The organism is Candidatus Amarolinea dominans (genome assembly GCA_016719785.1).
Taxonomy (GTDB): Bacteria; Chloroflexota; Anaerolineae; order SSC4; family Amarolineaceae; genus Amarolinea; species Amarolinea dominans.
Genome location: JADJYJ010000030.1, coordinates 228,315 through 252,592 on the forward strand (window position 1 = coordinate 228,315; position 24,278 = coordinate 252,592).

The following is a 24,278-nucleotide window of genomic DNA, read 5'->3' on the forward strand; positions in this document are numbered from 1 at the left end:
ACCAAAACGCACTATGCCATCTCCACAGTAAGCGGCATGAAGATGGTGCTTCAAGTGCACGGGTGGCAAAGAGGATGCAGGCTCGAATATCCTCCTGCGTGAGTCCTTTGTATTCTTTGAGAATCTCTGCCGATGTGGCGTCGTGCGCCAGCAGATTCAGAATATACTCGACGGTGAGGCGCGTCCCTTTGATAACAGGCTTTCCCACCATGACCTTGGAGTTGATCGTAATTCGCTCAAGAAGTTGTTGATCGCTCATGATTCGCCTCCCACGCGCATCATACACCCAACAGGCAATTTGGCAAAGTTTCGATAATCTGGCTCTTGAACTTTGCTGTGACGAAAGGTTGTTCTGGCCTGTTGCCGCGCCCTGCCGTGAGCAGCATGGTCTGGCGCGCGAGGTGTCCGAATTCAGGGAAGCAGTGCAGCCTTCACTGGCATCGTGGGCGACTCTCAGGCCGCTTTCAATATCGGCTGTGATTGCATAATTTCACGGCGCGGACGCTTCTTGGCCAAATCATGATTGGCTTGGAGATTTGTCCAAAACTCTGGGGTGGTGCCAAAGGCCTGTGCAAAAAGCCAAGCCGTTTCCGGTGTGATGCCACGCTTGCCATTGACAATAATGTAACATCGTCCACCCTGTTGGCCGGAGATCAGAGATCAGAGACTGGAGACCCACACACTTCCCCCACCCCTGATCTCCAATCTCCAATCTCCGGTCTCCAATCTCTCCCCCTACTTCCTCCCCCGCCCCGCCAGCATCAGCCCGCCGATGACTCCGGCGACAGCTGCCAGTGGCCCCCACTGCTTGAGCGAGTTCTGCTTGGTCTTGACGCCCTTCGACATGCGTGGAATTTTCTCCAGCTTGGCGCCGGCTTCTTTCTGCATGGCCTTGAACTCTGCGGGATGGGCACGCCAGTAATCGGCCTGCACACGCTTCTGCGCCACTTCTTCTTCGGTCACGAATTTGCCGTGCGAACGCAGACCGCCCAACTGGTAGCCGTGCTTCTTGAACAGCCGGTAGATTTCCTTCACGCGCTCCATCGTGATGTTGCGCCCCAGCGTGTAGTCCTCGAAGCGCCCTTCCATGGCCAGCAGTGAAGTTTCCGCCAGGCAGGCGTAGACGGTCTTGGGCGGCAGGCCGATGTCGTAGGTGATGTTGATGTCGCCCGGAATGAGCACCTCGCCCGATTCGATCACCAGCACGTCGGGGCGCAGCGCGGCTTCCTGCTCACTGATGTCGGGCGGGCGAGCCACGTCGCAGATCACCGCGCCGGGTTTGCACTTGGTGATGTCCACAATGCGCTGGCCGAAAGCCGAAGTGGCGGTGATGATCAGATCGCAGTCAGCCACCAGGTCGCCGGCCCGGGTCGAAATCGTCACCTGCGCGCCGGGCGTCTCCTCCTCGATCATGCGCTTGAATTCGATCAATCGCTCCGGCTCGATCGAAACCAACACCACGTCCTTGATGGCTTGCGCAATCAAGCGCGCACAGACCGAGCCGATGGAGCCGGTGCCGCCGATGACCATCGCCTTCCCCTTGGTCAGGTCCGTCGCGCCCATCTTGATGACGGCCTGCTTGGCCGCTTCCAGCGTCGCTGAGACGGTCAGGCTGTTGCCGCTGGTAATGGCAATGTCACACTGATGTGCAGTGGTAATGCCGGCATCGCCAATCACCGAGGTGAAGGCGCCCAGGCCCATGATGCGCGCACCGAAGCGCTCGGCCATCTTGGCCGACTGCACCAGTTTCTTGTAAGTGAAATTCTCGTCCCTGCTCATCATCTCGCGCGGCGTGCTGCCGAGCGAAATCAGATAACCCTCGATCTTCTGCCCGGTGGCGGGAGACTGCCCGCCGGTGATCTTGCCCACGTACATGGGTGGAACCAGGGCCGCAATCGGCTCCACGATCTCATCGGGCAGGTGTTTCGTCCAGCGGAAGCGATCGTGCTTGTGAATGAAGCCAATGTTGAGTGGATGGATGACGAAGGCAAACTTATTGAGGCCCATCTCCTCCGGCTGCAAGTAACGGACGCCCGGCGTCCATTGCAGATCGGCCATCAGGTCAAGATACGTGTCCTCGTTCAGCGGCGCGTCAGGGTTGCGCCTGGCGGCCACCAGGCAACATTCGAACACCGTGGCCGACCAGGGGCTTAACGCCCCCCTTTCGACCAGCGCCGGAATCATCGTCACCACGATGCTGGCCCCGCGGCGCTTCAGATCTTCGACATCTTCGGCGGTGGCCGATTCCACCACGATCGTCTTGCGCTTCAGGTCCTCTGGCGCGTAGCGGCGAATCGTACCGATGTCGCCGGCCAGCAGATCGGCCCATTCGAACGGCGCCTTGCTGCGCTCCACGCCGGGATGACCGGCTTCGGGCAGCAGGCGACGGAAGGGTGCGTCCTGTAACTGCTCCAGGGTGGGAGCGGCCGCTTGTTCCAGCATCCACTTGGCGCCGACGCCAGGGATGTCAGGTAGGGCAAAGAAAATCTCCGGATCAGCAAAGCGCATCTGTTCGCTACGCCGGCCGAGAGATTGTGATAGCCCGGCATGGTTCAAGCCCGGCACCATCAAGATACGCTTTCCGGCAAAAATACCGGGCTGCGCACGGTCGGCTAAAATGACACCCCAACGCTCGATGCCGGCGCGAATACCGCTGCCGTCCACGACCGGCGTCTGCGTGGTGATCCCGCTCAGGCGTGTGCCCACGGAATGTTCGCGGCGTGCCGGGCCAAGCTCCAACCAATGAGGCATGCCTTCCAGGCCGATCACATCCACGGTGCCATCAACCTGGTTCATCAAGGCTTCGGCCTTGTCGGGGTCGCCGTGGCAGCCGATACGGCGGATTTCCATCGGCTGGCCCAAGAACTCGACGGTGGTTGTGCTTTCGCCGTCGTTGATGTGAATGACAACTATTTTCTTCATCGCTCAGTCCTCCCATGCGTCAGCGCACGGATCTTGATCTGCCCGGCCTCCCGGCTGCCGCATCTACAGCACATGGCCGATGGCGCGGGCTATCCCTTGCTCGAATTAGGTCGGGAACACTGTGCCACAGTATGCCAGACCCGCGCCAATCGTACACTGATACAGGTCATAAGACGCGCGTTTGGGTTTGACAGGGACACAACGTTTCCCAGCCGGTGTGGGGCTTGCAAGGGCAGGGATGCTTCAATGAGCCATGATCCGGTAAATGCGGACTTCGTAGCCACCATCGGTAAAGATCTTGATTGGCTCAAAGGCTTGGAAGAGAGCCTCGTACTCCGCAATCTGCGCCGCATATTTCTCCGGCTCGAGGTAGAACCGTTTGAACATCCCTTCACTGAACACCAGGTAGTCGAACTTCTCGTTGATGTACCAGGCTGGTGGATATAGGATGAGCCGGTAGACTCCCAGCACGGTGAAGCGTTGGGGGTCTACGTAGGGTGCGTACGACTCCAGGACAACGCGCGCGCCGGGCGGAAGGTTCTGCGCAATCCAGACGCGCGCGGTTTCACGGCTGTCAACCGTGGTCAGGCGGTTCGCACCCTGAATGGTTCCCGTCAAGGGGATGAGGAGGGTCAACGCCAGCAGCAAGCCCGCGACGCCCCTGGCCCAGGGCGGGCGCGTGCCAGGCAGGGCGATGTCCGGGCCAGGCTCACGCCGGTACAGCCAGTCCCAGGCGTGAACCAGGAAGAGGGCCGCCAGCAGAAACAGGAAGGGCGTCAACGGCACGAGGGTGCGGTCGTTCCGCACCATAAAATTGCTGATGAACACAAAATAGGCGACAGGGAAAGCTGCCACCACGATCACGGGTTTGGTTCGCATCCACAGCCCGCGCGCCAGGGCGGCCAGTGCAAACAGTGCCGTCAATCCCTCTGCTTGCCACAGGTAAGTGACGTACCACAGGGCCGCGTTCCCTTCGCCGCCAGCATGGCCCGTCGCGTAGTGGCGCGCTTCCAGGCTCAAGTCGGCCATGAATTTCGCAGGGTCGAAGATGGCAAACGGGGTGGCGAATGCAAAGGCCAGGGCACTGGCCGCGATGGCCAGGTAGAGGCGTCTATCCCGCCAGCCACGCCAACCGGCGCGTAGAAAGTGGGTTGCCACGATGCATACCAGGATCAACGCACCGTTGTATTTGGTTGCAGCGGTCAACCCCGCCATCACGCCGGCCAGCACGTAATCCCGTGTGCGGCCGCGCTGATAAACCCGGACCGCGGCCCACAGGCTGAACACGGCAAAGAAAACCACGAAGGTATCCGGCGTAATGTAGCGGCTATGCGTCACATTCGTTGGCGAAATGGCGAGCAGGAGAGCGGCCAGCAGGCCGACGCGCCGACTACCAAACAACTGACGCCCAACCAGGTAAACGAGCAGCACCGCGCCGGTCCCAAAAGCCAGGGTCAGCAGGCGACCCAACCAGAAGGTAGCCGGCAGCGGGGTCATGCCAACACCGCCCACCAGGAGGATCGGGGCGGGGATGTCGGCCGGCGTTTGGAATACGCCGAGCACTCTGCCCACCGCATAGAAGGGCAAATACGCCAGGGAGTTGAGATAGAAAAACAGGGTCGGGTAGTTGAAGAAGTGCGGATTGAGGTCGCCCGTCTTGACCATGTTCTGGGCGATGGCGACATAGCCCGGCTCATCGGGATGATAAAGGTAGGGGAGGCCGAAGTTGATCCCCCAGAGGCGCAGCGCAACGGCGATCAGTAGAATGGCGGCCAGCGCTGGCCCCGCGCCGGCCAAACGGTAACGAGTGAGCATGGTGCAACATCATAGCACAGGAATCATAGCACGGGAAATGGGAAGGGATAAAATCTCTCAGCATCTTCACAGCATCGGCTTAACCGCGCCTCAGACGGATTGTGCTATACTGCAAGCGGGCACGAATTGCGCCTGTTTCCGTAGGCGGAAAAGTGAAGTCCATTCCCGCTTGCAGTGTATAATTTGAGCAACAATACCGGACTGTTTGGACCGCAGGCAGAATACGACATGGCAACCGTACTCATTGTAGATGATGACCCCAAACTGCTGAAGATGCTGCAACGCACGCTGGCCTATGAGGGTTTCCGTGTCCTCAGCGCCGGTGATGGCCGCGCCGCGCTGACTGTGCTGCAGGCGCAGCGCCCGGATGTGGTGGTGCTCGACTGGCTCATGCCCGGTCTCGATGGCCTGGGTGTACTCGAACATCTGCGCGCGGCCGGTGACAAGACCCTGGTATTGATGCTGACCGCGCGCGATGCCGTGGAGCAGCGCGTGAAAGGGCTGGAGAGCGGCGCCGACGATTACCTGGTCAAGCCGTTTGCACCGGCCGAACTGTTGGCACGCCTGCACGCCCTGTTGCGCCGTCCCGCGGTGACCGCCAGGGACGAAATGCTCGTCTACGCCGATCTATCACTCAACCCCATGACCCGTGAAACGCAGCGGCAGGCGCGTGCGTTTGGTCTGACCTCGAAAGAGTATGACCTGCTGCACTTCCTCATGCGCCATCCCCGCCAGGTGTTGACCCGCGAACAGATCTTGCAAGAGGTCTGGGGCTATGATTTCGGCGGCGAGGACAACGTCCTGGAGGTGTACATCGGCTATTTGCGTAAGAAGTTGGAGGCCGGCGGCGAATCGCGCCTGATTCAGACGGTGCGCGGCGTGGGCTACGTTTTGCGCGAGGAGTCGTGAGGCGCACGATGTCTATCCGACTGCGGCTAACCCTTTTCTACAGCGCGATTCTGGCCTTGACCCTGGTCGCGTTCAGTATCACCCTCTACATCATCCAAACGCGGGCGACATACGGCAGCATCGCGACCAACCTGATACGTCAGGTTGATTTTTATGCCCGGCGCGATGAGCACCCTACTGGGCCACCGCCTGGCGATACCACGGCGCCTGATCAAACGCTGTCGCCCAAAGCGCCGGCAGAGACTCTGCCCGGCGGCACCCTCCCAGGCCGTTGGACGCAAACGCGCAGCATCACCGGCACGATAACCGGACAAACGCTTGACCTGAGCGGCGTCAACCTGCCCCTGAGCGACGCTGGCCTGCAAAGTGTGCAGGCCGGCTCAGGCTGGTTCGAGACGGCGCAGGTGCAGGATGAGCCGCTGCTCATCTACAGCACGCTTGTCGCCACGCGCGCGGACGTGATCGAGATTGTGCAGGTGGCCTTTCCGGTGACCCAACCGCAACAGACCCTCAATACCCTGCGCTTGATTCTGGTGGCCGGCAGCAGCCTGGCCATCCTGGCGGCTTTTGCCCTGGGCTGGGTGTTGGCCGGGACCGCATTGCGTCCCATCCAGCGCCTTACCCGCACCGCCCAGGTCATCGGAACCGAGCGCAACTTCAGCCGCCGGGTGGAGCACCGCGGGCCGGCCGACGAGGTTGGTCAACTGGCGACCACCTTCAACGACATGCTGGGTGAACTGGAGTCAGGCTACCGACAGCTTGAAGACGCGCTGCAGTCGCAACGCCGCTTTGTGGCCGATGCTTCGCATGAACTGCGCACGCCGCTGACAACCGTGCGCGGCAACATCGAACTGCTGCGGCGCGATCCGCCCATCGAGGCCGTGGAGCGCAGCGAAGTCCTGACCGATACCAACGACGAAGTGGATCGCCTCATTCGCCTGGTCAACCAACTGCTGGCGCTGGCGCGGGCGGATGCCGGCAAGGCCCTGCGCGATGAAGCCGTCCCACTGAAGTCTTTGCTCGCAGAAGTTTGCCGCCGGGCCAGGCTGATGGCGCCGCAGCACACCATCGTGTGCGAGCCGCCGCCTGACCTGGACGTGCAGGGCAATCGAGATGCCCTCACGCAGGTGCTGCTGATCCTGGTTGACAATGCGCACGTCCACACCGCGCCCGGCACCGCCATTACCATCGCGGCCGGGCTGATCGCCGATCGCGCTGAGATCAACGTGCGTGACACGGGACCCGGCATTCAGCCCGACATACTTCCTCACATCTTCGAACGATTCTATCGCGGTGAGGTCTCACGCACCGGCAGCGGCGCCGGCTTGGGTCTCTCCATCGCCCGCGAACTGGTGGAAGCCCAGGGCGGCGCCATCAGCGTCGCGAGCGAACCGGGACGCGGCAGCACCTTCACCGTGACACTGCCTCTGCGAGCGCAGCAGCCCCGTGAATGAATTCACGGCTAAAGCAGCCCCGTGAATGAATTCACGGTCTGATACGCCCCCGTGAATGAATTCACGGTCTGATACGCTCCCGTGAATGAATTCACGGTCTGATACACCCCCGTGAATGAATTCACGGTCTGATACACCGAAACCTGCTAAAGCAGGTTGGTGTTGGGTGTGATGGCTGAATTCGTAAGACGTGCGGAGAACGAATTCACACCCCCCACCACCACACCCTCACAAGACCAATTCCCACCAGCACAACCCGCTTCAGCGGGTTTCACATATCAGACACCGAATTCATTCGGTGGGCTGAATTCGTAAGACGTGCGGAGAACGAATTCACACCCCCCACCACCACACCCTCACAAGACCAATTCCCACCAGCACAACCCGCTTCAGCGGGTTTCACATATCAGACACCGAATTCATTCGGTGGGCTGAATTCGTAAGACGTGCGGAGAACGAATTCACACCCCCCACCACCACACCCTCACAAGACCAATTCCACCAGCACAACCCGCTTCCAGCGGGTTTCACATATCAGACACCGAATTCATTCGGTGGGCTTCAGCGGGTTTCACATATCAGACACCGAATTCATTCGGTGTAAGGCACATTGTCCCATTGAGCCGCCGGCCGCAACCGGCTATACTCGCCTATGAACAGATTGTCATCGGCCGGCGCCATTTTCTGAGAGATCGTTCATGTCGGACGGACGATTTGTGAGTATACTTGCGCTCATTGGGAGGAAGTTGCATGACCTGGCATCGTTCACCTGCATCGTTGCATCCAAACGCTCGTCCAAAGACCCCGGTTCGCCATCTGCCGTTCGCATCCGCCTTCACGGGCCTGCTTCTGCTGGCCTGCCTACTCAGTGCGCGGCCCTTGCCCGTGCAGACAGCGCCGCCCGCGGCGGTCGCGGCCAATTCATCCCCGCGCTTTCCATCGCCGCCCGCAACGCGCCCAGGCATCTATGTCGCCAGCGACTACTCCGGCCTGATTGATCCGCAGCGCTACGGCAACGTCGGCAGTCTGCGCACCTGGGGCTGGGGCGAGTTCTACGACAGCGCCGGTCATTACAAATGGGACGCGTTCGAGGCCTGGCTCAACAACGTGGCCTCGCAAGGCAAAGCGGCCGGCGTAGGCATCACCACCTACAACGGCCGCTGCTGCACCAACTACCTGGAGATGCCAGCCTGGGTGCGGATCGCCTACCCCAACTCCACCTTCGATGTCTGCGACTACCTGACCGGCGCCTGCACCTCCTGGCACATCCCCCGCTACTGGCACAACGACTACCTGACCCCGTACCACACCTTCATCAGCGCCTTCGGCCAGCGTTACCGCAACGACCCCCGGCTGGAATGGGTCGCCATCGGCCTGGGCACCTTCGGCGAACTGCACGCGACCGATCCTGACAAACCGTGGTACAACTGGTACGACCACACGGCCGTCGCCAACGCCGGCCTCACCAGCAGCTTGTGGCTCTCGACCACCAAGGCGATCGCCGATTGGTACATCGGCGCCTTTTCCGAGGGCGGACAGCTCAAGAAGAGCCTGCTGGTGCAGAACGCCTCCTACACCTTCAGCGAGGCCGAACGCCGTGACCTGGCCAACTACGTCGCGCCCAAGGGCGTCGGTCTGTCCAACAACGGCCTGTACCCTGACTCCAACTTCTCCATCGTCGGCAATCAATCGGGTTGCCCCTACTGTGGTCAGCACGATCACATCGTCAACTGGAACAACCAGGTACCCATCGCCTTCGAGACCTATGACTACATGCTCTGCGACGAACAGGCCGTCTATTGGGGTATTCTCAACGGGCTTGACAAACACGTAGATTTCTTCCGCGTGGACTACACCCTGCTCTATCAAACCGACGCCAACTACAACTGGCTGTACGACAAGGTGGAGAACATCGCCCTCTTCAACCGCTTCAAGCCCTACATCGGCGCCACGCGTCAAAATGCGCCGAGCGCCTGGGTGGCGCTGCGCGAACACCGCGTGCCCCTGAACTACTGCGGCGGCCTCATCAACGAGGCCTCCTGGTATCCACAACTGGGCAATTTCGACTACTTCATGGAACAGGATGACAGCGTGGCCGGCGGTCGTACCGTGGCCGAAACCAACGACGCCAGCGTCACCAGCGGCTTGGGCTGGTGCCCGCCGGTCAGTGGCCGGCCGGTCTGCAACACCGCGGCCCACCAGGGCGCTATCCCCGCCGGCGCCGAAGGATGGGCCACCCGCCGCACCGATCGCGCCAGCGGCAACCCGTACATGTTCTTCAAAATGGACGATGGCTATCTCTACAACACGGCCGGCCAGGTCATCACTGTTTCGGTGACCTACGCCGATGTGGGCACGGGCCGCTGGCGCCTGCTGTACGATGGCCCCGGCGGCGTTGCCACCGCGGCCACACCGCTGGGCGGCAGTCAAGCCTACGTGCAGAAGCAGAACACGCAAACCTGGCAGACGGCGCAGTTCGTGCTGAACAACGCACGCTTCCTGAACAGCCTGACCGGCGCTTCCGATTTCTATCTGGACAGTTTCGACAGCAATGATGAATGGTTTCACCTGGTAGACGTGCGCCCGGCCTCTGGCGCGCTACCAACACCCACCCCCACACGAACGCCGACCGCCACCAGCACCGGGCCAACCGCCACGCCAACCACCACACCGACAGTCACGCCAACGTCACCCCCAACGCCCACCTTGACCCCAACGCCCACCGCGACGCCGGCCGGCCCGGTCATGGAAGGCTACTGGACTCGGCAGACCGTTGCCAGCCAGCCCCTGCTGACGCTCGATTTTGTGGACGCCGCGCACGGTTGGACGGCCGGCGGGCGGACTGACGCGCAGAATTGCCCCAATCCCAACTGCCCCGGCCTGCTCCTGCTCACCACTGATGGCGGCGTCACCTGGGAATTGGCCGACACCGGCGCGCTCGGCTTCATTCACGATCTCGATTTCGTCTCACCCAACAGCGGCTGGCTGGTGGGCCGTTACGGCACCATCCTCGCGACGCGGGATGGCGGCCATTCCTGGCGGCCGCAGCCCAAGTCGTCCGAATACTGGCAGTTTCTCTACAGTATCGCCATGACCGATGAACTGGCCGGCTGGTTCGGCGGCTCGCAGGGGCAGATTTGGCAAACCAACGACAGCGGCGGCCTGTGGCAGCAGGGCGCGGTCGGCTTCAGCGGCCCGGTGTGGGACATTGCCGACCAGGATGGCTGGCTGTGGATCACCAACGGCGGCATGACCGTGCAGCGCAGCAGCGACGGCGGCGCGACCTGGCAGGCGACCGATGTCAGCGGGACCAGTAACGTCAACGCGCTCAACTTCATCAGCGCCGCCAGCGGTTGGGCAGCCGGCAGCGACGGCGCCATTCTGCACAGCAGCGATGGCGGCAGCAGCTTCGACGCCCAGGCCAGCGGCGTCAGCGACGACTTGTGGGCTATCTTCATGGTGGACAGCTCGTTCGGCTGGGCGGCCGGCGCCAACGGCCGCATCGTGCATACCAGTAACGGCGGCACCAGTTGGGTCCAGCAGGGCAGCACGATCACGGCCACGATCCGCAGCCTGAGCTTCGTCAACCCCAATGAAGGCTGGGCCGTGGCCGAAGATGGCAGTATCCTGCACTACGCACCGCCAGATACCACGCCCACCGTGACGCCCAGCGCGACCGCGACCTGGGACGGCTCGACCTTCACCCCAACCCCCACCGCGACCGCTTCGCCGACGGCCAGCCGGACACCCACCGTCACCCCGACGCCCACGCCATCCCGGACGCCGACCGCAACTGAAACGCCGGCGCTCGGCTGGGTCATCCAGCGCCAGGCGCCAACCAGCACCGCGTATCAAGATGTGAGTTGCGCCTCGCCCACCGAGTGTTGGGTGGGCGGCGGCCCCAACTGGGACCCGGCGCCGGGCGATCCGGGCGTGGTTCTGCACACCACCAACGGCGGCGACACCTGGGTCGAACAGACCAGCGCCAACTTCAGCGCGGGCTACGTCCTGGCGCTCGATTTCAAGAACGCACAGGTGGGCGCCGCTGTAGGGCGAGCCGGTCAGGTGCGTGTGACCACCAACGGCGGCGCGACCTGGAGCACCGTCATGGCCGGGTTGGAGCCAGCGCATCTGTACGCGGTAGAATGGGCCGGCGCCAGCGACCTCTGGACCACCGGCAACTACAGCCGGTTCTATCAAAGCACCGACAGCGGCGCCAATTGGCGCAGCCTCAGCCTCGGTTACACCTCGGTGCCGTGGGAAGTCGAGTGCCTGGACGCCAACCGCTGCCTCGCGGCCGGCAGCGGCTGGAAGATCTTCTGGACGGCCGATCGCGGCAGCAACTGGACGAAAGTGTCGCCGGAGCCGTGCTGTCCGCATTTCCTCGGCGTGGAATACCCGGCCGCCAATCGGGCCTACGTGGTCGGCGGCGACGGCGAAAGCACATGGGCCAGCGGCGGCGTGCTGCTCATGAGCACGGACGGCGGGCAGAACTGGACGCAGCAGGCGATCCCAACCGTCGGCGACCTGCGCGGCGTCAGTTGTTTCGACGCGTTGAACTGCATGGCGGTGGGCGATGCCGGCGCCATTTTGCGCACCAGCAACGGCGGCAGCACCTGGACGCAGGAGCAAGCCGGCATCAACGAAATGTTGCTCGAAATCCACTACGTGGACTCCGCACACGCCTACGTGGTGGGCAACGGCCTGATTTTGGCCTACCGGGGCAGCGCGGCGCCAACCACGACGCCCACGTCAACCCCAACGCCTACCCGCACGGCTACGGCCATCGTCACCCCCACGCCAACGCCTACCCGCACGGCTACGGCCATCGTCACCCCCACACCAACGCCTACCCGCACGGCTACGGCCATCGTCACCCCCACGCCAACGCCTACCCGCACGGCGACGGCCATCGTCACCCCCACGCCAACGCCCTCTGCGCCGCCAACCGTGGTGGTACACGCCGTTGCGGCTTCGGCCGATGATACGCACGTCAAGACCAGCACCGGGGTGAATTACGCCGCCGCCACCAATATCCGCCTGGGCGGGTTCTATTTTGGCGGTCTGCGCTTCACCGGCCTGGACATTCCGCCCGGCGCGACCATCGTCAGCGCCACGTTGGAAGGCTACCTGTTCTGGAACAACGGCCTGCCGCTGCTGCACATCTACGCCGATGCCAGCGATGACGCCGCGGCCTTCAGCGACAGTCAACCGCTCGCCTCGCAACGGCCGCGCACCGCGGCGCAGTACACCTGGCAGCCCACAAGCCTCATTCTCAACCAATGGCTGGCGCTCGACGGCCTGGCCGGCGTGGTGCAAGAGGTGGTTGACCGGCCCGGCTGGGCCGCGGGCCAGGCGCTGGCGCTGCTCATCGAAAGCGACGCGGCCAATCAGGCCAACAACACCTATCTCGACTTCTTCGCCTGGGATGAGCCATCCACACCCACCTGGCGCGCCCGCTTGACCGTGATCTATCGGCTCGCGCCGCCCTGCACCCCCGCCGCGTTGAGTGATCTGGTCGCCGCGGCCGGGCAGTGGGGTTGGACGAGCGCCACGCCCGGTTTCCTGGCCCAGTACGACCTGGATGGCGATCAAGACATTGACATTGCCGACCTGACCCGCTTGGCGGATGCGTGGGCGCAGGAGCGTTGTCTGTGACCCGTAGCGCCGGATGATGAACATTCAGACAATGGACCGGTAACGCGTGCCTCGGCTTTCGCCCAACTCGCCCCAGCCGTAGGTCACGTCTCCGACGTGACGACGCCGTCTGTCGCAGAGCCTGCTTCTCTCGTCCAACGTTGTCCGACCAGGAGGTCGGACCTACGGGTTGCCGCCCCAGCCGTAGGTCACGTCTCCGACGTGACGACGCCGTCTGTCGCAGAGCCTGCTTCTCTCGTTCAACGTTGTCCGACCAGGAGGTCGGACCTACGGGTTGCCGCCCCAGCCGTAGGTCACGTCTCCGACGTGACGACGCCGTCTGTCGCAGAGCCTGCTTCTCTCGTTCAACGTTGTCCGACCAGGAGGTCGGACCTACGGGTTGCCGCCCCAGCCGTAGGTCACGTCTCCGACGTGACGACGCCGTCTGTCGCAGAGCCTGCTTCTCTCGTTCAACGTTGTCCGACCAGGAGGTCGGACCTACGGGTTGCCGCCCCAGCCGTAGGTCACGTCTCCGACGTGACGACGCCGTCTGTCGCAGAGCCTGCTTCTCTCGTTCAACGTTGTCCGACCAGGAGGTCGGACCTACGGGTTGCCGCCCCAGCCGTAGGTCACGTCTCTGGCGTGACGACGCCGTCTGCGACGAATCATGCTTCGGTGCGCCAACGACGCAAGCCGGAGGCATGCATTACAGCCGGCGTCGGCCGCTAGGTTTGGTCAGTCGCCGCGCACCGGCTATAATGACGCCCACCCCGCACACAACCGTCAGGGACGCGATGGCAAACACACTCGTACAACAACTGCGCGCGGCCGGCATCGAGCCGCGCAAGGCGCTGGGGCAGCACTTCCTGGTTGATGAGACGCACCTGGCGCGCATCGCCGCCGCGGCCGACCTGAGCGCGGCCGACAGCGTGCTGGAAATCGGGCCAGGCCCTGGGCCATTGACGCATCTGCTGGCTGCACAGGCGGGCAGCGTCGTCGCGGTCGAAACCGATGGTCGCCTCATCGCCTTTTTGCAGCAGACCTTCGCCGCGCAACCGCACGTCCACATCATCCATCAGGACATTCTGCAATTCGATCCGTGCGCGCTGATGCAACCTCAGTACAAGGTGGTCGCCAATGTGCCCTACTACATCACTTCGGCCATCTTGCGCCACCTGCTGGAAAGCGCGTGCCCGCCGGCGCTGACCGTGGTGACCGTGCAGCGCGAGGTGGCGCAGCGGGTGGTGGCGCGCGGCCGCCAGACATGAGCCTGTTAGCGGTCAGTGTGCAGTTGTTCTGCGAGGTGGAGATCGTGGGCAAAATTCCGGCCGGCGCCTTCTATCCGCCGCCGCAGGTAGATTCGGCCATCCTGCGCCTGCGCCGGCGCACGAGCCTGGCCGCGGACTTGGCGCTGGCGAACGTTCCCGCTTTCTTCGATGTCGTGCGTGCCGGATTTGGACAGAAGCGCAAGCAGTTGCACAACAGCTTGGCGGCCGGCTTGGGGCAGACGCCCGGCGCCATCGCCGCCGCCTTGAGTCAGGCCGGCCTGGATGGCAAGCGCCGCGCCGAAACCCTCACCCTGGCGGAATGGGGGCTGCTGTGGCGGGCGCTGTCAGGGGACTGGGGCGAGGCGATTGAGTCGCGGGCGTCTTGACAAGGTTTCAGTTGCGTGTTATTGTGATAAGTAGCCCTGCACACGTTTGCATCACTTCGAGCTGAAGACGCGCCGATCGCTTTTCAAGTAGCCTCCGAATTACACGTTTACGCCTGTCACCCGTGCTTCGATTCGCTGCAGCCACGGCCGATCGCAACACCGTGCGATTCTCGTGCTTTGTACCGGGAGGAGATTTATGACCACATCGGTTCCGCTGTATCAGACGGTTTCCACCACCCCGACCGACTATTGGAACGACTCTTGTTCACTTGACGAGCTGACCTATGCCATCGGCAACGGCGCCGTGGGCGCCACGACCAATCCTCAAATTGTCCTCGCTGTGCTCAAGAAGGAAATGCACCTCTGGCGCGACCGTATCCATCAGATCATCGCCGAAAATCCAACCTGGGGCGAGCCGGAGGTTGCCTGGCGCCTAATCGAAGAGATGGCGACGCGTGGGGCCGCCCTCTTGCAGCCCGCCTGGAAGCGTCACGCGGGACGCAAGGGCCGCCTCTCCATTCAGACCAACCCGATGTTCTACCGTGACTGGGAGGCGATCGTTACCCAAGCGCGCGACTTCGACACGCTGGCGCCCAACATGCAGGTCAAGATGCCGGTCACCAAAGCCGGTATCAAGGCCATCGAAGAGTGTACGTATCATGGCGTCAACGTCAACGCGACCGTCAGCTTCACGGTGCCACAGGCTGTGGCGGTGGCCGAGGCAGTGGAGCGCGGCTTGAACCGGCGAACGGCCGAGGGCAGGGACATTCGCAGCATGGCCCCGGTCTGTACGATCATGGTCGGCCGCACGGACGATTGGATGCAGGCGGTGACCCAGCGCGACGGCATCGAGATGGATCCGGCCTATTTGAGTTGGGCCGGCATCGCCGTTTTCAAGAAGGCCTATGGCCTGTGGCAAGCGCGCGGCTACCGGGTGCGGCTGCTGGCCGCGGCTTACCGTCACCTCGGCCACTGGTCGGAGTTCATCGGCGGCGATGTGGTGCTGACGATTCCGTACGAATGGCAGTTGAAGATCAACGCCTCGAACATTGCCGTCAAGTCACGCATCGCAGATCCCGTGGCGCCGCACATCATCGCCGCCCTGTACGAGAAAATTCCCGATTTCCGGCGGGCCTACGATGTGGATGGCATGACGGTCGAGGAATTCGACGCCTATGGTGCTACCGTGCGCACGCTGCGCGGGTTCATTGCCGCTGCCCACGACCTGATGGCGGTGGTGCGCGACTTCATGCTTCCCAACCCGGATGTGAAGTAAACCAACACCAGCCTTGCAGGAGAAACGAGCGATGAAACAATACCATGCCGACAACCTGGTGATCCATCCTGGTCAGGCGGCCGATCCGGATGTCATCGTCGAAGTCACGCCCGAAATCGCTGGCTGGGAGACAATTCACTTTCAAGCGCGACGCCTGCCCGTTGGCCGTACCTGGTCGTTCCAAACCGGCAACCATGAGTTGGTCCTGGTGATCTTGGGCGGCACGCTGGATGTCTCATCAGATCACGGTCAATGGTTCGGTCTGGGACGCCGCGCACATGTCTTTGCCGGACTGCCCACCGCGCTCTATCTCTCATGTCACACCTTTTTCACGGTTACGGCTGCCACCGACTGCGAGTTTGCGGTCGCCTGGGTCAAGGCCGACCAGGACTTCGCACCGCGCCTGGTGACGCCGGCCGACGTCAGCATCGAGATTCGCGGGGGCGACCACGCCACCCGGCAGATCAACCGCATGCTGCCGCCCGGCTTCCCCTGCCAGCGCCTGGTGGTGGTGGAAGTCTACACGCCTGGCGGCAACTGGTCGAGCTATCCGCCGCACAAGCATGACGTGCAGGCGCTGGCGGCCGATGGCAGCCTGGCACAAGCCGACCTGGACGAGGTCTACTATTATAAGATGAATCGCCCGGAAGGCTATGCCCTGCAGCGCGTCTACACCGATCACAACTCGCCGCTGCACCGCGCCGGCTTCCCCATTGATGCCGCGGTCATTGCGCACGACAACGATGTGGTGCTGATCCCAGAGGGCTACCACCCGGTCTCCAGCCCGGTCGGCTACACCACCTATTATCTCAATGTGCTGGCAGGCAGCGCGCAGAGCCTGGCCGCGCAGGATGACCCGACGTTCGCCTGGGTCAAAGATTCCTATCAGTCCCTCGACCCGCGTGTACCGATCTACGATCTCAGTCAAGACTAACGAGCACTGAAGGAGGCGCAGTGAGGTGACTACACAGACGATTCGCCTGACCCTGGCGCAGGCGCTGATCCGCTCCCTCAAGAATCAATACGTCGGCCGCGACGGCGTGGAGACGCAGTTTTTTGCCGGCTGTTTCGGGATCTTCGGCCACGGTTGTGTGGCCGGCGTCGGCGAGGCGCTGCTGCAAAACCCGGACTTCCGCTATTACCAGGTGCGTAATGAACAGGGCGCGGTGCATGCCGCCACCGCGTATGCCAAGGTCAAGAACCGCCTGCAGACCTTCGCCTGCGTCACCTCCATCGGCCCGGGCGCGACCAACATGATCACCGGCGCAGCCACAGCGACCATCAACCGCCTGCCGGTGCTGCTCTTGCCGGGCGACATCTTCGCCCGCCGCAACGTGGCGCCTGTGTTGCAGCAGATCGAGTCCGCGCACAGTCAGGATTTTTCGGTCAACGACTGCTTCAAGCCGGTCAGCAAGTATTGGGACCGTCTGAACCGGCCGGATCAACTGCTGACGTCGTTGCCCGAAGCGCTGCGCGTGCTCACCAGCCCGGCCGAGACCGGCGCGGTCACCCTGGCGCTGCCGCAAGATGTGCAGACCGAGGCCTTTGATTATCCCGTCGCCTTCTTCCACCGTCGCGTCTGGCAGATCATGCGCAATCGGGCCGACCGGGCCGCGTTGCAGCAGGCGGTCGAGCTGATCCGGGCCAGCCAGAAGCCAATGATCGTCGCCGGCGGCGGCGTGATCTACGCGGATGCCACCGAGGCGCTGCGCCAGTTCGTAGATGCAACCGGCATCCCGGTGGGTGAAACGATGGCCGGCAAGGGCAGCCTGCGCTGGGATCACCCGCTGAACCTCGGCGCGATCGGCGCCACCGGGTCCCTGGCCGCGAATCGCATGGCCCGTGACGCGGACCTGGTGATCGGCATCGGCACCCGCTACAGCGACTTCACCACCGCGTCCAAGACCGCCTGGCAGAATCCGGGTGTGACCTTCATCAACATCAACGTCACCGAGTTCGACGCGGGCAAGCATTACGGCCTGCCGGTCGTGGGCGATGCGCAGGTGACGCTGGAGGAACTGAGCGAGATGTTGGCCGGCTATGCGGTGGCCCCGACCTACCGCGCCGAGGCGCAGCGCCTGCACGACGCCTGGGACGCCGAGGTGCAGCGTATCTACGACATCCGCCTGGCGCCGCTGCCGAGCCAGGGCGAGTTGATTGGCGCGCTCAACGATGTGGCCGGCCCGGACGCGATCATGCTCAATGCGGCCGGCTCCATGCCTGGCGACCTGCACAAGCTGTGGCGCGCCACGCATCCCAAGAACTTCCACCTGGAGTATGGCAATAGCTGCATGGGCTACGAGATTGCCGGCGGCCTGGGCGCGAAGATGGCCGCGCCGGCGCGCGACGTTTTCGTCATCGTCGGCGACGGCAGCTATCTGATGCTCTCGTCCGAACTGGTCACCTCGGTGCAGGAAGGGGTCAAGCTGATCGTGGTGCTGTGGGACAACCACGGCTTCAAGAGCATCGGCTCGCTGAGCCGTTCGCTCGGGCTGGACGGCTTCGGCACGCGCTTCATCCGGCCTCAGGACGGTATGCTGGCCGGCGACGCGGCCGGCGACGCGGTCGAGCCGCTGCAGATTGACTTTGCCATGAACGCCCGCAGCCTGGGCTGTCACGTGATCGAATGTGTGACCCGCGCTGACTACGTGGCGGCGCTGCACGCGGCCAAAGCAGCCGACCGCACCACCGTGGTCGTCATCAAGAACGACCGCTTGCACAGCGTGCCGGGCTACGAGAGTTGGTGGGACGTAGCCGTGCCTGAGGTCAGTGAGTTACCCTCGGTGCAAGAGGTTCGCGTGCAGTACGAAAAGATGCGGGAAATGGAACGGTTTTTCTTCCAGGGTACGGGGTCGGGCAGCGACAGCGAGCGGTTACGTGTCGCCCACGGCAGCAACACCGCCCAACGTCCTGCCCGCACAGCATAAGAGGGCATCACCAGAGGGCATCACCAGAGGGCATCACTAGAGGGCATCACTAGAGGACATCACTATGGAGAAGGTGGAGAAGGTTCTGAATGTCGGTATCATCGGCGCCGGCCGCATTGGCAGGGTACACGCGGCAACCCTCGCCTACCGTATCCGGGCCGCGCGCATCCTGGCTGTCGCGGATGTCAACCTGACAGCCGCGCAGCAGGTGGCGGCGCAGTTTGGCATCCCCATGGCCACGGACGACCCGGCCGCGCTACTGGACAACAAAGACATCGAGGCCGTGCTGATCTGTTCGGTCACCGGCACGCATGCCCACTTCATTGAAGAGGCCGCGCTGGCGGGCAAGCATATCTTCTGCGAAAAACCGATCGCGCTCGACCTGGCTGCCATTGACCAGGCGCTGGCCGCAGCCGCAAAGGCCGGTGTGAAACTGCAGATCGGTTTCAATCGCCGCTTCGACGCCAACTTCCGCCGCGTACGCCAGGCCATCATGACGGGCGAGATTGGCACGCCCGCGCTGCTGCACATCATCAGTCGTGACCCAAGCCCGCCGCCCATCGCGTATGTCAAAACCTCTGGCGGCATGTTCCTGGACATGACCATCCACGACTTCGACATGGCGCGCTTCCTGATCGGCGCGGAGGTGGATGAGATCTACACCCTGGCTGGCATTACGGTAGATCCCGCCATCGGTGAAGCCGGCGATGTGGATACGGCGGTGATGATGCTAAAATTCAGCAATGGCGTCATCGGCACGATTGACAACTGCCGGCGCGCAACCTACGGCTATGATCAGCGGGTCGAGGTGTTGGGCAGCAAGGGCGCCATCAGCAGCGCGAACAACTACCCGAACGCCGCAACCCTGAGCGACGGCGCCAGCGTGCGGCGCGATCTGCCGCTGAACTTCTTCATGGATCGCTACACCGAGAGTTTCGCGTCGGAAATCGCCGCGTTCGTCGAAGCGGTGCAGCAGGATCAGCCAACGCCAGTGACGGGCCACGATGGCCGCGTGCCGGTCGTGATGGGCCTGGCCGCAGGCAAATCGCACCGCGAAGGCCGGCCGGTGAAGTTGAGCGAGATCGGGTGACGGAGGAGATCGGAGACCGAAAGGTAACACAATGACTCGAAAAATCTCTATCGGCAATGCGCCCTGTTCGTGGGGCGTGATCGAAAACGTCGAGGGCAGCCGCGGCGGTTACGCCCAGGTGCTCGACGAGATGCAGGAGACCGGCTATCTCGGCACCGAACTGGGCGACTGGGGCTTCATGCCGACCGACCCGGTCGTGTTGGCCGGAGAGCTGGCGGCGCGCAATCTCAAGCTGCTGTCCTCATGGGTCAGCGTCAAGCTGCACGATGCTGACTGTCATGCCGCCAGCGAGGCCGACGCAGTACGTACCGCACGTCAATTGGCGACCGTCGGCGGGCCGGACTGCCTGATCGTGTTGGGCAATGATCCCTACATGGATCCCATGCGCACCTTCAACGCGGGGCGCATCCGGCCTGACCAGGGCATGAGCGAAGCGCAATGGCAAGTTTTTGCCGCAGGCGCCAATCGGGTGGCGCGGACGGTGAAGCGCGAGACCGGGCTGCGCACCGTCTTCCATCACCACATCGGCACCTGGGTCGAAACGCCGGCAGAGACGGCGCGGCTGCTGAGCATGACCGACCCTGACGTGTTGGGACTCTGCTTCGACACGGGCCATTACCGCTTCGGCGGCGGCGACCCGTTGACCGGGCTGAAGCGCCACGCCGACCGCATCTGGCATGTCCACTTCAAGGATCACGAGCCGGCGGTGGCCGCACGCGCGCGCCAGGAGGGCTGGGGCGGCGTGCAGGCGGTTGGACACGGCCTCTTCTGCGAATTGGGCAAAGGCGATATTGACTTTCCGGCGATCCTGGCCCAGCTCCGGGCGATGGACTACAGCGGTTGGATCGTCGTCGAGCAGGATGTGCTGCCGGGCATGGGCAGCCCGAAAGAGAGCGCCCGCCGCAATCGCGAGTATATCCGCAGCATCGGTCTGTAAGTTCAACGAATGGTCATTCGGGAGCTGGCAGCCGCACTGAGAGGGGTAGAGGAGGGATCATGTTACTGGGATTTCATGGCGCGACCACGATGACGAGCGACCTGCAGACCGATGTCGCGGTTTCACGCCAGGCCGGCTATCGCGGGCTGGAACTGTGGTCAGCCAAGGTTGACATCTATCTGAAAAGCCATTCCCTGGCCGAACTGAAAGCGCTGTTCGAGGAAAACGGGGTGGCCCCGCTGAGCTTCAACGCCCTGGAGTTTGTCGGCTTTCGCGGCGACGACTATCCGAAGATTCAGAAGCGCTGCCAGGAGATGTGCGAGATTGCCGCGGCGATCCACTGCCCGCTGATCGTGGTGGTGCCCAGCCCGACCGAAGCCCGTTGGCAGCTCCCCTGGGCCGACGTGGTGGCCGAGTACGTCAGCGTGCTGCGCGATCTGTCGGACATCGCGGCGCCCTTCGGCACCCGGCTCTCGTTCGAGTTCCTGGGCTTTGGCTGGTGTACCGTGCGCACCCCGCGCGGCGCCTGGGAGATCGTCAAACAGGTGGATCGCGCCAACGTCGGCATGACGGTGGACTGTGCGCACCTCTTTGCCGGCGGCGGCCTGCTCGCCGAGATTGACGCGCTGGATCCGGCCAGGGTCTTCGCCTTTCACCTGGATGATGTGGAAGATACCTGCAAAGAGGCCATCACCGACAACACCCGCGTCTATCCCGGTTTGGGCGTCATCCCGCTGGACGAACTGTGCGCCCGCCTGAGCCGCATCGGCTACAACGACACCTGCTCGATCGAGCTGTTCCGCCCGGAGTATTGGCAGTTGGATCCGCTGCACGTGGCGCAGACCTGCCGCGCCGCCGCGCTGGCCGTTCTGTCGCCGCACTTCCAGGTAGAATAGGCCGCAGCAACGCGGCAGCTCCGGCGCCTATCCAGAGTAGCGCTGTCAGCAATGAACCCATGACACAGCCAACCTCGCAGCAGCCCGCGCCGCTGACGACCACCCATGCCGATCCACCCTGGCAGGTGGTCGCGCCCTACGTGGTTACGATCCTGCTTTTTGGGTCAGCTCAATACTTCGTGGCGATGACAATGACGCGATGGGTGTTGTTGGTGAAGGGCCAGCAGCTCACCAGGGTCAGGCGGGTGTCGGCAAAGGGGCCGATCCAACGCGCATTGGCCTGACGCACCGCCAGCGGCTCCCCCTTCTCCCTGACGATGAAGCGATCCAGCACGGTGTAGGTGAAATCCTGGTCGCCCACGCTGAGTGTGATTTCGTCGCCCACGTTGATCTCGGAGAGGCGGCGGAAGACCATGCCCCTGATGTTGTTGTGCCCGGACAGCACCACATTGCCCACATCGCCCGGTTGCGCAGAATTTTCATGCCAGCCGGCTGCGAAATCAGCCACTTCCCATTCGAGCGTGGTCTGACCATTGCGGGTGACCGAGTTCCAGCCGACGGGAACGACCGCGGCGTTCACGCCAATGCTGGGAATGCGCAGGCGCGTGGGTATGCCTGGACTGCTGGCGGTTGCGGTGGGCCGAGGCGTTTGGGTGGGGGTTGCGGTGGGCCGAGGCGTTTGGGTGGGGGTTGCGATGGGCGTTATCAGGGCGCCGCGCAGCATGTCATCGCCGGTGGCGGTAGGCGTCGCGCGCGGAGCGGCCAGGGTCGTTGGCGTTGGCACGGCTGTGAGAGCAACAGGAGGCAGCGCCGCGTCACTGACTGGCCCGCGGTTATCCGGCAGCAACAGAGCGGGCGCTTCCAATGCGGGCGCTACCAAAGCGGCCGCTGCCAGTGATGGGTCGCGGGGACCGGCGGGCAAGGGCGGCGGTAGCAGGCTGCCTTGCACATAGGTCCAGCCGGCCAGGCCCAGAAGTAGCGCACCGACCAGCATCAGCAGGCCACCGGTCAAGCGTAGAGCGGGTGTCTTCATCATCATGCGGTGTCTCCTGGGGGGAGCCGGTCGGCGTAAACGCCGCGGTAGGATGGCGGCAGCAGGCTGGCCAGGCGGCGCATGATCTGATCGGTGTAGACGACCAACTCGGCGCTGCGGGCGTGAGCGGCCTCCGGCGGCAGCCTAAATGGCTCGCCCACCACCACACGCACGCGGGCGCGACGCAGATGCGCCAGCTCTGACCAAGTCTTCTCCTGCCCCCACGCGACCACCGGCACCATCGGCGCGCCGCTGCGCGCAACCAGGTACGCGGTGCCATCGTGCCCCTTTTGCAGGGCGCCGGTTCTGCTGCGCGTCCCTTCCGGCGCAATCGCCAACATCTCACCGCGGGCCACGGCGTCCAGGGCGGCGCGCAGGGCCTTGCGGTCAACTTCACCGCGCGCCACCCAAATGGCGTTGGCAAAGGTGCGCAGCAGCCAGCCAAAGAAGGAGAATGGGCGATTATGCTTGTCTGCGGCAAACACCGTGACCTGGCGCGGCAGGATGATGAAAATCGCCGGCCCATCCATGGTATCGAGATGATTGGACACCAGTACCGCCGGTCCGTTCAGCGGAATGTTCTCCATGCCCTCGGCCTTGAAGTCGGTCAGCAACCACAGCAGGAGGCGCATCAGTGCCCGCATGAGCCGATATCCGATGGACATGGTGGGTAAGGGTGAAAGTGCGTGATCGTTCATAGCTCTCTTCTGTGTCATGGGAGTATCAGAACAGCCTCATGGGCTATTCCGCCGCGCCTGTGGTATAATCTCAATTGTCACCACGGGGCCGGTCGCCGGCACCAGGTCAATCTCGAATTCAGTATGACCGCCAGGGGGAATAACGTTGTGCTCCGGCTCGGCGCGGCGCACGCCCACTACCCGTCCCGCGGCGTCGTAGAGCGTGATCACCAGGGACACCTGCACGGCGTCTTCGGGACCGACATTGAACACCTGGCCGCTGACCTGGTAGGTCCCAAAGTTAGCGCCGCCGCCGGCCGCGGTGCGCACGTCCAGGTCGCGGTAATAGCCGCCGAGATAGGCCGGCATGGCGGTCAGCGCTTCGGCCTGGTAACCGGCAAATGTGGCCGGCGCCGAGGGGAACAGCAGGGCAAACGGCGCACGACCGTTGACTTCAACCAGGTCCGCCACCGGTGCGCCCTGCACCCGGCTCAAAACCTGGTTATCAGCGGCAAGCAGGCTAATGGCCAACTGCACGCCTTCCAGGGGTACGCCAGCGCCGTTGACGACATTGCCGAAGCACCACAGGCCGCCCAACGGCGTTTCGGCAAAAAATAGATTCTCAATCGTAAAGGGCAGCGGTGTGGCCGTGGCCGTTGGTTCCACGCCAGCCACGACGGTATCGGCCGAGGTCGGGATAATCAACTCCTGGCCGACACGCAGGCTGCGCGGGTCCAAAATGCCGTTGCTCTCCTGCAGGGCCGCCACGCTGACGCCGAAGCGGTTCGCGATGGCGAGCAGGGTATCGCCACTGCGAATCGTATAGATCACCGGCGTCGGCGTCACCGTGGGCGTCGCGGTTGGCTCAGGTGTGTAGGGCGCAGGGGTGGAGGTCGGTCGTACCGTGGCCGCTGCGGTAACGACCGCAGTGGGCGTTGCGGGCAGCGGGGTGGCCGTGGGCCGGGTGATCACCTGACCGCAGGCGCTCAAACCCACCAACAGACCAATCACCACGGCCCCCAGGCTGTGGAAATTCCATTGGTGGAGCGGA

Annotated in this window: 16 protein-coding genes and 1 pseudogene; 11 read left to right on the forward strand and 6 right to left on the reverse strand. The window is 63.4% G+C overall.

Going from position 1 to position 24,278, the window contains the following annotated elements:
• Window positions 1-11 precede the first annotated feature (11 nt).
• The 3 genes and pseudogenes from IPM84_23520 to IPM84_23530 all read right to left on the reverse strand — a co-directional run bounded on the left by IPM84_23520 (window position 12) and on the right by IPM84_23530 (window position 4,737).
• Window positions 12-259: pseudogene (locus IPM84_23520) on the reverse strand (DUF433 domain-containing protein).
• 476 nt (window positions 260-735) lie between these two features.
• Complete coding sequence (locus IPM84_23525) at window positions 736-2,922, reverse strand: serine carboxypeptidase (protein ID MBK9095671.1); 2,187 nt, start codon at window positions 2,920-2,922, stop codon at window positions 736-738.
• A 243-nt stretch (window positions 2,923-3,165) separates the two neighbouring features.
• The gene (locus IPM84_23530; GenBank protein MBK9095672.1) at window positions 3,166-4,737 is read right to left on the reverse strand and encodes a glycosyltransferase family 39 protein; all 1,572 of its coding nucleotides are present in this window, start codon (window positions 4,735-4,737) and stop codon (window positions 3,166-3,168) included.
• Between the two features lie 228 nt (window positions 4,738-4,965).
• On the opposite strand from IPM84_23530, the gene IPM84_23535 reads away from it, so the two are divergent.
• The 11 genes from IPM84_23535 to IPM84_23585 all read left to right on the forward strand — a co-directional run bounded on the left by IPM84_23535 (window position 4,966) and on the right by IPM84_23585 (window position 21,517).
• On the forward strand, window positions 4,966-5,646 hold the full coding sequence (locus IPM84_23535) for a response regulator transcription factor (protein ID MBK9095673.1): 681 nt from the start codon (window positions 4,966-4,968) through the stop codon (window positions 5,644-5,646).
• A gap of 8 nt (window positions 5,647-5,654) precedes the next feature.
• Window positions 5,655-7,100, forward strand: a complete 1,446-nt coding sequence (locus tag IPM84_23540) for a HAMP domain-containing histidine kinase (GenBank protein MBK9095674.1) — start codon at window positions 5,655-5,657, stop codon at window positions 7,098-7,100.
• 750 nt (window positions 7,101-7,850) lie between these two features.
• A complete protein-coding gene (locus IPM84_23545) occupies window positions 7,851-12,758 on the forward strand; it encodes a hypothetical protein (GenBank protein ID MBK9095675.1) in 4,908 nt (1,635 codons plus the stop codon).
• Between the two features lie 773 nt (window positions 12,759-13,531).
• Window positions 13,532-14,005, forward strand: a complete 474-nt coding sequence (locus IPM84_23550) for a hypothetical protein (GenBank protein MBK9095676.1) — start codon at window positions 13,532-13,534, stop codon at window positions 14,003-14,005.
• Window positions 14,002-14,391 (forward strand): hypothetical protein, encoded by a 390-nt coding sequence (locus tag IPM84_23555; GenBank protein ID MBK9095677.1) that lies wholly within the window; start codon window positions 14,002-14,004, stop codon window positions 14,389-14,391. The genes IPM84_23550 and IPM84_23555 overlap by 4 nt, the downstream gene beginning before the upstream one ends.
• Window positions 14,392-14,587: 196 nt before the next feature.
• A complete protein-coding gene (locus tag IPM84_23560; GenBank protein ID MBK9095678.1) occupies window positions 14,588-15,667 on the forward strand; it encodes a transaldolase family protein in 1,080 nt (359 codons plus the stop codon).
• 31 nt (window positions 15,668-15,698) lie between these two features.
• A complete protein-coding gene (gene iolB / locus IPM84_23565) occupies window positions 15,699-16,601 on the forward strand; it encodes a 5-deoxy-glucuronate isomerase (protein ID MBK9095679.1) in 903 nt (300 codons plus the stop codon).
• 40 nt (window positions 16,602-16,641) lie between these two features.
• Window positions 16,642-18,594 (forward strand): 3D-(3,5/4)-trihydroxycyclohexane-1,2-dione acylhydrolase (decyclizing), encoded by a 1,953-nt coding sequence (gene iolD, locus IPM84_23570; protein ID MBK9095680.1) that lies wholly within the window; start codon window positions 16,642-16,644, stop codon window positions 18,592-18,594.
• A 64-nt stretch (window positions 18,595-18,658) separates the two neighbouring features.
• Window positions 18,659-19,684, forward strand: a complete 1,026-nt coding sequence (gene iolG / locus IPM84_23575; protein ID MBK9095681.1) for an inositol 2-dehydrogenase — start codon at window positions 18,659-18,661, stop codon at window positions 19,682-19,684.
• Between the two features lie 31 nt (window positions 19,685-19,715).
• Window positions 19,716-20,621: a TIM barrel protein gene (locus IPM84_23580; GenBank protein ID MBK9095682.1), complete on the forward strand. Its 906-nt coding sequence runs from the start codon at window positions 19,716-19,718 to the stop codon at window positions 20,619-20,621.
• Between the two features lie 59 nt (window positions 20,622-20,680).
• Window positions 20,681-21,517, forward strand: coding sequence for a sugar phosphate isomerase/epimerase (locus tag IPM84_23585; GenBank protein MBK9095683.1), 837 nt, complete (start codon window positions 20,681-20,683; stop codon window positions 21,515-21,517).
• A gap of 169 nt (window positions 21,518-21,686) precedes the next feature.
• On the opposite strand, the gene IPM84_23590 is transcribed toward IPM84_23585, so the two are convergent.
• From IPM84_23590 to IPM84_23600, 3 genes are read right to left on the reverse strand one after another with little or no spacing between them, the layout of a single operon-like run.
• Window positions 21,687-22,556 (reverse strand): sortase, encoded by an 870-nt coding sequence (locus tag IPM84_23590; GenBank protein MBK9095684.1) that lies wholly within the window; start codon window positions 22,554-22,556, stop codon window positions 21,687-21,689.
• Complete coding sequence (locus tag IPM84_23595) at window positions 22,553-23,248, reverse strand: 1-acyl-sn-glycerol-3-phosphate acyltransferase (GenBank protein ID MBK9095685.1); 696 nt, start codon at window positions 23,246-23,248, stop codon at window positions 22,553-22,555. Before IPM84_23595 ends, IPM84_23590 begins: the two co-directional genes overlap by 4 nt.
• Before the next feature lie 36 nt (window positions 23,249-23,284).
• Window positions 23,285-24,238 carry a LysM peptidoglycan-binding domain-containing protein gene (locus IPM84_23600; protein MBK9095686.1) on the reverse strand — a complete coding sequence of 318 codons (954 nt, stop codon included), beginning with the start codon at window positions 24,236-24,238 and terminating at the stop codon, window positions 23,285-23,287.
• Window positions 24,239-24,278: the final 40 nt, after the last annotated feature.